Genomic DNA, 11649 nt, shown 5'->3' with positions numbered 1-11649 from the left:
CCTGACGATGGCGGGCTGATCTCAGCCCGCCGCAGCAATCAATTCGCGGGTATAGTCGGTCTGGGCATTTTCGAACAAATCCTCGGCCGTGCCCATTTCAACCACATCTCCGTTTCGCATGACGATCACCTTGTGCGACATCGCCCGCACAACTTTCAGGTCATGGCTGATGAACAGATACGCCAGCCCGTATTTCTTTTGCAGATCGCGCAGCAGATCGACGATCTGAACCTGAACCGTCATGTCCAGCGCGCTGGTCGGTTCGTCCAGAACCAGCAGCTTGGGCCGCAAGACCATCGCGCGCGCAATGGCTATGCGCTGACGCTGACCGCCCGAAAACTCGTGCGGATATCGGTCCATGGCCGCAGGATCCAGGCCCACTTCGGTCATCACCTCAGCGACCAGCTCGCGCGGCGCGCGATGAGGATCAATGTTGTGAATGGCCAGACCTTCCGCGATGATCTGCTGACAGGTCATGCGTGGGCTGAGGCTGCCGAACGGGTCCTGAAACACGATCTGCATATCCTTGCGCAGCCGGCGCAATTCGCGGGTCGACCATCTTCGCACATCCTGATCGCGGAAGGTGATGCCGCCTTCGGACGCGATGAGGCGCATGATCGCAAGCGCCAGCGTGGTCTTGCCCGACCCGCTTTCGCCCACGATCCCCAAGGTCTCACCCGCGCGTACACTCAGCGTGGCGTCATTCACCGCCTTCACATAGCCGACCGTGCGTTTCAGAAACCCGCGCTGGATCGGGAACCAGACTTTCAGATGATCCGTACGCGCGACTTCCTCGGCATCTGTTGCAACGGCGTCTGGCTGACCCGAAGGTTCCGCGGCCAGGAGCTTGCGGGTATAGGGGTGCTGCGGGTTGTCGAAGATCTCGGCAGTCGCGCCGGTCTCGACGATCTCACCATCCTTCATCACGCAAACCCGGTCGGCGATGCGCCGCACAATGCCCAGATCGTGGGTGATGAACAGCATCCCCATGTTTTCGGATTTCTGCAAACTGGCCAGCAACTCGAGGATCTGTGCCTGAATGGTTACATCCAACGCCGTCGTCGGTTCATCGGCGATCAGGATGTCCGGCTTGTTCGCCAGCGCCATGGCGATCATCACGCGCTGCCGCTGTCCGCCCGACAACTGGTGCGGATAGCTGTCCAGCCGGTCTTCGGGGTCGCGGATACCGACCTTGTTCAACAGTTCAAGAATTCGTTCGCGCGCGACATCACCCGTGACCCCCTGATGCAGGGCCAGCGATTCCGCCATCTGCTTCTGGATCGTGTGCAGCGGGTTCAGCGATGTCATCGGCTCCTGGAAAATAAAGCTGATGTCATTGCCGCGCACATCCATCAGGCGTTGCTCCGAGGCGCCGATCATCTCCTGCCCGTCATAGGTGACGGACCCTTCGACGATCGCACTGTCGCCCAGCAACGATACGGTGCTGAGCGCGGTGACAGATTTGCCCGATCCGGATTCGCCCACCAGCGCCACGGTTTCCCCGCGATCGACATGGAATGACACGCCCCGAACCGCAGCACTGATCTGACCGTCCTGCCGGAACGAGACCTTCAGGTTGTTTACATCCAGCAGGCTCATGAGAAGGTCTTTCTGGGATCGAACGCATCCCGTACGCCTTCAAAGATGAAGACCAGCAGGGACAGCATGATAGCAAAGGTGAAAAAGGCCGTGAAAGCCAGCCATGGGGCCTGAAGGTTCTGTTTTGCCTGCAAGGTGAGCTCCCCCAGCGAGGGGGCCGAAGACGGCAGACCAAAACCCAGATAATCCAGCGAAGCCAGCCCGCCTATGGTGCCAGTGACGATGAAGGGCATGAAGGTCAGCGTGGCCACCATTGCGTTGGGCAGCATGTGGCGGAACATGATCGTCATGTTGCCCACACCCAATGCCCGTGCAGCGCGCACATATTCAAGGTTTCGCGCCCGCAGGAATTCTGCGCGCACCACGCCAACCAGTCCGGTCCAGCTGAACAGGATCATCAACGCGACCAGCAGCCAGAAACTTCGCCCCAACACCGCGAACATGATGATGATGACATAAAGCGACGGGGTTGCGGACCAGATCTCGATGATCCGCTGAAAGATCAGATCCAGCCAACCGCCGAAGAAACCCTGTACGGCACCGGCGAAAATACCGATCAGGCTGGCAGCACCCGTCACCAGCAGCGTGAACAGGATCGACAGGCGGAAGCCGTAAATCACCCGTGCCAGCACATCGCGCTTGGTGTCATCGGTGCCCAGCAGGTTCTGGCCGTTGGGCGGCAAGGGTGCAGCCCCGGGGCGGTCCACAGACGTGTTGTAGGAATAAGGGATCAGCGGCCAAAGCGACCAGCCACGCTCGAACCCCTCCGCCTGGAACGTACCGGCGTCGATCTGTTCGATAATGCCTTCGGGATCGTCAAAACAGTCTTCCAGGCCGCCGCTGTCTATCAGACACTGAACCTCGGGGTCGCGATAGATCGCCTCTGTCTGGAAGTCTCCGCCAAAATCGGTTTCCGCGTAGAAGTTGAAGACCGGCATGTAGAACTCGCCCCGGTATTTCACCAGAATCGGTTTGTCATTGGCGATGAACTCGGCAAACAGCGACAGGCCGAACAACACGGCGAAGATGATCAACGACCAGAAGGCGCGCTTGTTGCGGCGAAAGTTGCTCCAGCGGCGCTGGTTCAGGGGGGACAATGCCATTTACCCCTCCCGCTTTTCAAAATCGATGCGCGGGTCGACCAGCACATACATCAGATCGCTGATGATGCCGACCACCAGCCCCATCAGGCCAAAGATGAACAGCGTGCCGAAAATCACCGGGTAATCCCGCGCCACGGCGGCTTCAAAACCCAGACGTCCCAGACCATCAAGTGAGAAGATCGTTTCGATGATGATCGAACCTCCGAAGAACACGCCGATGAACACGGCCGGAAATCCGGCTATGACGATCAGCATCGCGTTGCGGAACACATGGCCATACAGCACTTTGCGTTCGCTCAGGCCTTTGGCGCGGGCGGTCATGACATATTGCTTTTTGATTTCATCGAGAAACGAGTTCTTGGTCAGCAGCGTCAATGTCGCAAAGGCCGAGATCGTCAGCGCGATGGTCGGCAACGCGATATGCCAGAAATAATCTGCGATTTTGCCAAAAAGACTCAGGCTGTCCCAGTTGTCAGATGTCAGCCCCCGAAGCGGGAAGATCTGCCAATAGGATCCACCGGCGAAAAGCACCAACAGCAGAATGGCAAACAAGAAGCCAGGGATCGCATAGGCCACGATGATCGCTGCGCTGGTCCACGTGTCGAACTGCGAACCGTCCCTGATCGCCTTGCGAATGCCCAGAGGGATCGAAACCAGATAGGCGATAAGCGTTGACCACAGGCCCAGCGAGATCGAGACCGGCATTTTCTCGAGCACCAGATCAATCACGCTGATCGAGCGGAAATAGCTCTCGCCGAAGTCCAGCGTCAGATAGTTGCCCATCATGACCAGAAAACGTTCCAGGGGCGGTTTGTCGAAGCCGAATTCCTTTTCAAGTTCAGCAATGAACTCGGGCGGCAGGCCCCGTGCACCGACATATTTGTCGTCGAAAACGCCGCCCGCCGGCTCTGACCCCGCGCCGGCATCGCCCGCACCCGCAAAACCGGCGAAAACATCCCCCTGACCTTCGATCTGGGCAATGATCTGCTCAACCGGCCCGCCAGGCACGAATTGTACCAGCGTGAAGTTGACGATCATGATGCCCAGAAGGGTCGGGATGATCAGCAACAAACGTCTTAGAATATAGGCGCCCATGTTATCGCAGCGCGCCTTTCGCTTTCAGTGCAGCCTCTTTTTCCGGATTGATCCACCACAGATCCAAATAGCCCAGCGAATAAGGCGGCAGGTTTTCCGGGTATTCATACATATCGTAATATGCCACCCAGTGGTCAGCGATGTATCCTACGGGGATCACGAAGAACTCGTACCGCAAAGCGCGATCCAACGCCTTCAACGCCATGTCCTGATCCGCCTGATTGTCAGTATCAAAGGATGCTTCGATGATTGCGTCAACCAATGGGCTTGCCAATCCGGCCGGGTTGAAAAGACTGAATGCGGCCTCTTCCGACCCGTACATCTGGCTCAACCCGCCACCGGTCGACAAAAAAGACCCGTAACGAGTGGAATAGACCATGTCATAGTCCCGCTCGCGGCTGCGCAGCGTGTATTGCGCCGGGTCAACCTTTTCCGCCGACGCATCCACGCCAATGGCTTGCAGGTTCTGGACATAGGTTTCAATCATCGTGGCCGTCGAAGTCGGCAGGTTTGAAGGATAGGGGATATTAACCTTCAGTGTCTGCCCTTCCGCGTTACGCCGCACATTGCCATCGCCGACCGGCCACCCGGCCTCGTCCAGCAGTTTCGCGGCTTTTCGCAGATTTCTGCGATCGTTCAGGCGCGCGGGGTTTGACTCGTGAACCGTCACGGCAGGTTCTGAAAGAAGGTCCTCGGGCACAACCTCACCCAGCGCTTGAAGAAACGCCAGTTCATCGCCCTCGGGCAGGCCTTGCGCTTCCAGCGGGGTGCCTTGTGTAAAAGAATTGCGCGGTGAATTCAGACCAAACAGCAGGGATTCATTTGCCCATTCGAAATTGAAGGCCAAGGCAAGGGCCTTGCGTACGTTCTTGTCGGAAAACTGCGGTTTTCCGAGATTGAAGACGAAGCCGGACGGTGTTGGCGGGCTGCCATCCGGTATCTCGTCCCGTACGATCACACCTTCGTTCAGCTTCGGAAAATCATACGCCGTCGCCCAAAGCTTGGGATCACTTTCAATCCGCAACGTGTATTCACCGGCCTTGAACCCCTCGAACGCCGCTGTCTGATCGGCGAAATACTCGACGCGAATGGTATCGAAATTGTTGCGACCGACATTGAATGGCAGATCCTTACCCCAATAGTCGTCACGTCGCTTGTAAACGATACGGCGATTGATGTCATAGCTGTCGAGTTTATAGGGACCCGAGCCGACCGCCACTTCCAGACGCGGCTCATCCAGACGCCGGGACTCGTCCGCCTCGAACCATGCTTTCGAAAAGACGGGGGTCGACCCGACGGTCTCGATCAAACTGCGGCGGGTGACTTCCGGATTGAACGTGAATTTGACCGTGTGATCATCCAGCGCTTCGGCCCCCGTCACCATGCGGCCCACGGCTTGGGCGTAGGAAGGCAGGCCCTGTTCGATGAACAGGCGATGGCTGTAGACAACATCTTCGGCCGTCACCGGCGTGCCATCCCAAAAGGTTGCTTCGGGTCGCAAATGGAAAATGACGTAGTTGCGCCCTTCATCATATTCCAGACTTTCCGCCAGCACGCCGTAATACTGCCCGACACCGTCATCAGAGCTTTCGAACAGGCGGTCATATTGCAGCGTCGTCAAGGCGCCTGCGCGCCCCTTGCGGGAATAGGGATTCAAGGAATCGAACGTCCCCGAAGCCGCCAAGGACAACTCACCACCTTTGGGCGCATCTGGATTCACGTAATTCAGATGCGGATAGTCAGCAGGGTAATCCAGATTGCCGAAATACGAATATCCATGACTGCGGGTAACCCCCTCATCCAATGCCAAAGCAGCTTGCGGTGAGAGCAGAACAGCACAAAGCCCGAATATGCCAGCCAATGGCCTGACCTTAAGATCACATGCAGCAGGCATTAGGGATATCATGGGGCTCATCCTCTGGGTTATTGTAATCTTTTATGTCGCATACGCTAGCTAAAGTGCCAACGCTGACAGTTTCAAGTTTAGAATGCGTGAGCGCTTTGTGAAGTTCCCTTCAGACAAAAAAAGCCGCTGCGCGGGGCAGCGGCTCTGAACTTCAATGGTCTCTCAGGCAATCAGTTGCCAATTGTCTGGAGATAAGCAATCAAGTCCGCGCGGTCCTGAGGTTTTTTCAAGCCAGCAAAACTCATCGATGTTCCCGAGATATAGGCGCTTGGGCGTTCCAGGAAGGCATCCAACGCTTCGGGCGTCCAGTTGCCGCCATGAGCCTGCATACTGGCTGAGTAACCGGTGAAACCTTTTGCCGAGGCAACCGGGCGATCAACTACGCCATACAGGTAAGGGCCGGTTCCATTCGCCCCGTCTTCCAGCTTGTGGCACGCGGTGCACTTGCGGAATACTTTCGCGCCCTTCTCAACGTCAGCGGCGGCCAGCAGATCTTCAAAGACCACTTCTTCGCCGTCGGCGCTTTCGCCCGAGCTTTCGGTTTCGATAATGTAGGCGGCCTCAGCCGAGCCATGGCCACCGGAAGAATAGAGGATGTCAGCCCCCCATTTGGCCAGAAGCAGCACCAGGAAAGTGCCGAACAGGCCTGCGGCGGCCTTCGTAACTGTCATCGTGTCGAACATTGATCGCGTGTCCATTTCAGCTGTCTGCGCAGGTGTCTAAGGCTTCCACTTGCGAGAGGCAAGGTATAGACACCGCGACGAAACGACCAAATCGCGAACTTGTTGCATGGAATCGACCAAATGACCAATCGCATTGCTTTTCAGGGCGAACCCGGCGCCTACAGTCACGAGGCCTGCCGCAACGCACGACCCGAAATGGAGGCCTTGCCCTGCCGCACATTCGAGGATGTGATCGAATCAGTTCGCTCGGGCGCGGCCGATCTGGCGATGCTGCCGGTCGAAAATACGACCTACGGTCGCGTTGCCGATATTCACCGGCTGTTGCCCCATAGCGGGCTTCACATCATCGATGAAGCGTTCGTGCGTGTTCACATCAACCTTCTTGGTGTACCCGGCGCAAAACTGGAAGACATCACCGAAGCGCATTCGCATCTGGTGCTGCTGCCGCAATGTTCAGAATTTCTGAAAGAACACGGTATTCGTGGCCGTGTCAGTCCCGACAATGCCCGCGCCGCGCGCGAAGTGGCCGAAATCGGGGACTTGCATTCCGCCGCTCTGGCAAGCGAGCTTGCGGCTGAAATCTACGACCTGAACGTGCTGGCCCGCCATATCGAGGACAATGACGATAACACGACCCGCTTTCTTGTCATGTCACGCGAAACGGATTTGTCCCGCCGGGGCGATCATGGGATGATCACCAGTTTCGTGTTTCAGGTCCGCAACATCCCGGCCGCGCTGTACAAGGCCATGGGTGGCTTTGCCACCAACGGGATCAACATGACCAAGCTGGAAAGCTATATGGTCGACGGGTCCTTCACGGCAACGCAGTTTTATGCGGATATTGTTGGACATCCCGAAGACCGCAACGTGCAGCTGGCAATGGACGAACTGGAACACTTCACGACCAATGTCGAGGTTCTTGGCGTCTACCCTGCGGCCCATCCTCGCGGCTGACAGGTCACGCGAAAGACTGGCTGAATTCCGATTGGCGCAGGTCACTGCGCCATGCCTGAAGAATTGTCTGCACGTTGGCTTCAATGCCGTCCATGGAATCAATCTCGATATCGTAAACTCTACCAGCATGGATCATGGTTTGGTCCCGCTGGGCGCTTCCCACCGGACGGTCGCCGCGTAATCGTTCGCGCGCGTTCAACTCGGGAACCGGGCAATGGACAGCTACGAACAGAACATCAAACGGGCGCAAGAGGTCGCGCAAATCTTTGTCCCACCCCGGCGTATCCAGAATATGTTCCAAAATCAAATTGTTGCCCGAGGCCGCGTAGGCAGCTAGCGACTGATGAAACCCATCAAAGACAGTCGATCGGTCGTCGGACCAATCGAACTCGCCACGGCGATAGCGATCCAGCGGCAGAACACCAGAATCGCGAAGGTGGTCGATCGAGATATGCCAGAACGGCTTCTCTATCTTCTGCTGCAAAGCCCGCGCGATTGTCGATTTTCCACTGCTTGATGCGCCATGCAGAAAAATAATGTGCGACATCCGAGGTTTCTTTTCCAATCCTTGCCCCGATCAGCCCAGCGGACGCCGTTCACGCCCCGTGCAGGTGACGCTGTTCCAGTTCACGCGCAAACTCGCTGAACCGCACCTGGAATTGCTTGCGGAACTTTGACTGTCCAAGCTTCATGGACTGCAACAGCAACCGCGCGGGCAAGGACTTTGCGGCCAAGGACATCTCGATGCTCAGGCGTGTCCGGCGCGGAGACAAGGCCAGAAAATCTACTGTCGTCAGGCCGGTCATCCCTTTGCTGGCCGCCTCGAACCGCATTTGCGACGGCTTGTCGAAATCCGTCATCACCACCGACATCTGGCGCGGCTTTCCACGCAACTTGAATTCGGTTTTCCATTCAGTGCCGGCAACCACCATCGCATCAGTGTCCAGACGCCGCACGTCGATGCCACGACGCATCGCCATACGTTCGAACCTTTCGAAATCCGACACCATGTCGAACACCGAATTGATCGGGGCTTCGATATCTTCGCGCGCTGAAAACTGCATAATGACCTTTGCTGTTTATGGCTTCACCAGTTTTTCTTCAGTCCAGCGTATCCGCAAGCCAGTTCTGAAGCAGAAAATGAGCGATAGCCCCCTTGCGAGCCGGCAACAACCGGGGATGTTCGCCGGCAAATGCCTGCATCATTTCGGATTTGCTGACCCACATCGCCTCTTCGATCTCGACCGGATCGATAACGATGTCACGCGACAGGGCCTCGCCGGCGCATCCGAACATCAGGGATGCCGGGAACGGCCAGGGCTGGCTGGACAGGTACGACACCGCACCAACCGGTACGCCTGCCTCTTCCATCACTTCGCGGCGCACCGCCGCTTCGAGCGTTTCGCCGGGTTCGACAAATCCCGCCAGCAAGGAAAACATTCCCTCGGGCCAACCCGGAGACCGCCCCATAAGCACGCTGTCCCCATGCGTAATCAGCATGATCACAACCGGATCCGTGCGCGGAAAATGTTGCCCGCCGCATGACGGGCAACTGCGCTGCCATCCCGCTTGCGACATATCGCTGGCTGCGCCGCAGCGAGCACAGAAGCGATGTGTTTCGTGCCAACCGACAACCGCCTTGGCCGATGCGGCCAACTCGGCATCACGAGGCGACAATCGCGCCATGATCCGGCGGAGCTCGGCAAAAACATGCCCTTCAGGCAAATCCGGGTGCTGCTGTTCGGATCTGTCCACGAACTCTCCCAGGCCGGTCAGATCCAATCCCTCTGCCCCCCAGGCCGAGATATCTGCGGCAAACAGGGGTGCGCCCTCTGCGCTCAGGCCCAAAAAAACCGGTGCTTCGATCACGCCGCCGGGGCCATCGCATACCAGCGGGTGGGTCATCTGCGTCAGGGCAAGCTGATCCAGCGCCGCGCCCACGACCAGAAGCTTGCCTCGCCACAACAATATGCATCGCGCAGCAGGGTCGCCCGCCATCTCGGACAGCTTCTCTGAATCCCCACGAAGATGCGCTGCCCGATTCAGGCCCGAGCCGCCGAAAGTCACCTGCTCTGCGTTTTTCATTGGAATTCCTTCTGGTCTTGCGCACAGGGCTGCCATGTCTCAGGCCCTGTTGCAATGGCAATTCAAGGCGCAAAACGCAGGGACACGCCACCGAAAAGCCGCATGGCGGCCCCGGAAAAATCATCTAGACTGCGTTTTGATGATTTTAGCCCATTACCACACTCAAAAGCAGAACAACAAAAGTGAAGCAAACCCCATCGACGCAGGTGCAACCCACAAAAGACCGTGGGCGTATTCGTATTCTTGCCACCTCCGACGTGCATATGCATCTGACTGGTTTTGACTATTACGCGGACACACCGGACCCGACGCTTGGGCTGACACGCACCGCCAGCCTGATCCGCAAGGCCCGACACGAGGCCACAGACGCGCTGGTGCTGATGTTCGACAACGGGGATTCGCTTCAGGGAACGCCGATGGGCGAATGGGCCGTTCGGAACGACAATCCCCACCCGATGATGCAGGCATTCAAGGCGCTGGACTATGATGCGATTGGTCTGGGCAACCATGATTTCGGGTTCGGGCTGCCGACATTGGACAAGACCCTTGCACAAGCCCCGTGCCCGGTTCTGTGCGGCAACCTTCATCGGTCCGGAGAACACCAATCTTGGCAGCGTTTTGCGATCCTTGACCGTATCGTTAGGGTGGGAAACAAGGATGTGCCCATTCGCGTCGGCGTGTTTTCGGTGCTGCCACCGCAGACAACACGTTGGGAAGAACACAATCTGAACGAAACCGTAGAGGCGGACGACATCGTTGTCGCGGCACAGTCCCTGACGCGTATCTTGCGCGAAAAGGGGTGCGATCTGATCGTGGCGCTCGCCCATTCCGGGCTTGGACACCCGGACACAGCGACCGACACTGAAAATGCCGTTATTCCCCTAGCCGCGATCGAGGGCATCGACGCTGTCGTCGCCGGGCACACGCACCTGACCCTTCCCGCACGCACCAGCGCGCAAACCCCGAATGTGGATTACGTGAAAGGGCTGGTGCATGGAACGCCGGTTGTCATGCCCGGTTCGGCAGGCGCATATCTTGGAGTAATCGATCTGGCCGTTACCCTAGAGCCCCAGTCGGGGCTGCGTGTTGTCGACAGCCACGCCGAATTGCGCCCGGTTTCGGTGGGCGGCACCGCGATTGGCGAAGATTTGGAATTCGCGCATCTGGTTGAACCCGCACATCAGCAGACCCGTCAGGACATGGCCGCGCCCGTTGCGCGCGCCTCGGACACATTGCACAGCTATTTCAGCTTCTGTGCGCCGGATCGTGGGTTGGCGCTTGTGGCCGCCGCACAGGCAGCCGCGTTGCGCCCTTTTTTACACGGCACCACGCTTGCAGAGCTGCCGCTGTTGTCAGCCGCGTCGCCGGCCAAATGCGGCGGACGCTCTGGCCCCAGGCACTATACGGACGTGCCGCCCGGCGAAATCTGTCTGCGTCACGTGGCGGACCTGCATGTCTTTCCAAACGAATTGCGCGCGGTTCAGATCACGGGCGCGCAGCTGCTGGAGTGGTTGGAGATGTCAGCCAGCGCATTCAACCAACAATTCCCCGACGCCGAGGCAGAGCTGTTCGACCGGGATCGGGCGGGATACAATTTCGATGTCATCTTTGGCTTGTCCTATCAGATCGACCCGTCGCAACCGGCGCGTTACGATGTCGGGGGGCAAATGATCCATCCCGGCCACAGGCGGGTGCATCATCTGACTTGCGCAGGCCAAGCCGTGCAACCCGATCAGGCATTTGTCGTCGCGCTCGATAATTATCGCGCAAGCGGGGGCGGACATTTCCCGCATGTGTCGTCGGCTCCGGCCATCGATCTGCCCCCGCTGGATATCCGGGACATTTTGCGGGACTACATGACGCACCGCCTGCCACCCGACCCATTGGCCCGGCAACCTTACCCGTTCTCTCTGATGCCGAAATCGGGGGTGACGACCATTCTTCGGACCGGTCCCGGTGCGTTGAAGCATATCGACGAATTGAACAGGTTTGCCCCCAGGATACTGGAACCTGACGAAAACGGTTTTGCACGCATTCGGCTGACGCTCTGACGGGTTGTCTTTTGCCGAAGCCTTCCCTATATCCAGAGTCGAGAGGTTGGCGCGGGCGAGCGCCTCGCCAACCTGGTCAGGTCCGGAAGGAAGCAGCCACAACGAGCCCCGCTTGGGTCGATGTCCAACCTCTCACTTTACGAACCTTGGCCGCAGGAGGGCTTTATGATTGT

At 58.0% G+C, this 11649-nt stretch carries 10 protein-coding genes and 1 other RNA gene; 3 read left to right on the top strand and 8 right to left on the bottom strand.

Translation table 11 applies throughout. The features are described 5' to 3' along the window. Positions 1 to 21: 21 nt before the first annotated feature. The 5 genes from GS605_RS20100 to GS605_RS20080 all read right to left on the bottom strand — a co-directional run bounded on the left by GS605_RS20100 (position 22) and on the right by GS605_RS20080 (position 6386). Complete coding sequence (locus tag GS605_RS20100; protein ID WP_171638269.1) at positions 22 to 1599, bottom strand: ABC transporter ATP-binding protein; 1578 nt, start codon at positions 1597 to 1599, stop codon at positions 22 to 24. Continuing rightward, positions 1596 to 2702 carry an ABC transporter permease gene (locus GS605_RS20095; RefSeq protein WP_171725110.1) on the bottom strand — a complete coding sequence of 369 codons (1107 nt, stop codon included), beginning with the start codon at positions 2700 to 2702 and terminating at the stop codon, positions 1596 to 1598. The genes GS605_RS20100 and GS605_RS20095 overlap by 4 nt, the downstream gene beginning before the upstream one ends. After that, positions 2703 to 3797 (bottom strand): microcin C ABC transporter permease YejB, encoded by a 1095-nt coding sequence (locus tag GS605_RS20090; protein WP_171725109.1) that lies wholly within the window; start codon positions 3795 to 3797, stop codon positions 2703 to 2705. Position 3798: 1 nt separating this feature from the next. Continuing rightward, positions 3799 to 5703, bottom strand: a complete 1905-nt coding sequence (locus tag GS605_RS20085; protein ID WP_171725108.1) for an extracellular solute-binding protein — start codon at positions 5701 to 5703, stop codon at positions 3799 to 3801. 170 nt (positions 5704 to 5873) lie between these two features. After that, positions 5874 to 6386, bottom strand: a complete 513-nt coding sequence (locus tag GS605_RS20080; protein ID WP_152459925.1) for a cytochrome c family protein — start codon at positions 6384 to 6386, stop codon at positions 5874 to 5876. A gap of 120 nt (positions 6387 to 6506) precedes the next feature. On the opposite strand from GS605_RS20080, the gene GS605_RS20075 reads away from it, so the two are divergent. After that, positions 6507 to 7340: a prephenate dehydratase gene (locus GS605_RS20075; RefSeq protein ID WP_171638275.1), complete on the top strand. Its 834-nt coding sequence runs from the start codon at positions 6507 to 6509 to the stop codon at positions 7338 to 7340. A 4-nt stretch (positions 7341 to 7344) separates the two neighbouring features. Here GS605_RS20075 and GS605_RS20070 read toward each other — a convergent pair whose 3' ends face one another. The 3 genes from GS605_RS20070 to nudC are packed head-to-tail and all read right to left on the bottom strand — an operon-like array spanning position 7345 to position 9425. Then, positions 7345 to 7887: a chloramphenicol phosphotransferase CPT family protein gene (locus GS605_RS20070; protein ID WP_171638276.1), complete on the bottom strand. Its 543-nt coding sequence runs from the start codon at positions 7885 to 7887 to the stop codon at positions 7345 to 7347. A gap of 49 nt (positions 7888 to 7936) precedes the next feature. Then, positions 7937 to 8404, bottom strand: coding sequence for an SRPBCC family protein (locus tag GS605_RS20065; protein WP_171638278.1), 468 nt, complete (start codon positions 8402 to 8404; stop codon positions 7937 to 7939). Positions 8405 to 8441: 37 nt separating this feature from the next. Next, positions 8442 to 9425, bottom strand: a complete 984-nt coding sequence (nudC, locus tag GS605_RS20060) for an NAD(+) diphosphatase (RefSeq protein ID WP_171638280.1) — start codon at positions 9423 to 9425, stop codon at positions 8442 to 8444. A gap of 182 nt (positions 9426 to 9607) precedes the next feature. On the opposite strand from nudC, the gene GS605_RS20055 reads away from it, so the two are divergent. Both GS605_RS20055 and ffs read left to right on the top strand, forming a co-directional pair. Next, positions 9608 to 11476: a bifunctional 2',3'-cyclic-nucleotide 2'-phosphodiesterase/3'-nucleotidase gene (locus GS605_RS20055; RefSeq protein ID WP_371807783.1), complete on the top strand. Its 1869-nt coding sequence runs from the start codon at positions 9608 to 9610 to the stop codon at positions 11474 to 11476. Between the two features lie 39 nt (positions 11477 to 11515). Then, positions 11516 to 11614: signal recognition particle sRNA small type (gene ffs / locus GS605_RS20050), an RNA gene on the top strand. Positions 11615 to 11649: the final 35 nt, after the last annotated feature.

This window comes from Ruegeria sp. HKCCD7559, from assembly GCF_013110575.1.
In the GTDB taxonomy this organism is placed as follows: Bacteria; Pseudomonadota; Alphaproteobacteria; order Rhodobacterales; family Rhodobacteraceae; genus Ruegeria.
This window is presented reverse-complemented; position numbering and strand designations above follow the sequence as displayed.

Coding starts and splice junctions, on each gene's coding strand:
- GS605_RS20075 (WP_171638275.1), top strand. CDS start 6,507: ATGACCAATCGCATTGCTTTTCAGGGCGAACCCGGCGCCTACAGTCAC.
- GS605_RS20100 (WP_171638269.1), bottom strand. CDS start 1,599: ATGAGCCTGCTGGATGTAAACAACCTGAAGGTCTCGTTCCGGCAGGAC.
- GS605_RS20095 (WP_171725110.1), bottom strand. CDS start 2,702: ATGGCATTGTCCCCCCTGAACCAGCGCCGCTGGAGCAACTTTCGCCGC.
- GS605_RS20065 (WP_171638278.1), bottom strand. CDS start 8,404: ATGCAGTTTTCAGCGCGCGAAGATATCGAAGCCCCGATCAATTCGGTG.
- nudC (WP_171638280.1), bottom strand. CDS start 9,425: ATGAAAAACGCAGAGCAGGTGACTTTCGGCGGCTCGGGCCTGAATCGG.
- GS605_RS20090 (WP_171725109.1), bottom strand. CDS start 3,797: ATGGGCGCCTATATTCTAAGACGTTTGTTGCTGATCATCCCGACCCTT.
- GS605_RS20085 (WP_171725108.1), bottom strand. CDS start 5,703: ATGATATCCCTAATGCCTGCTGCATGTGATCTTAAGGTCAGGCCATTG.
- GS605_RS20070 (WP_171638276.1), bottom strand. CDS start 7,887: ATGTCGCACATTATTTTTCTGCATGGCGCATCAAGCAGTGGAAAATCG.
- GS605_RS20080 (WP_152459925.1), bottom strand. CDS start 6,386: ATGTTCGACACGATGACAGTTACGAAGGCCGCCGCAGGCCTGTTCGGC.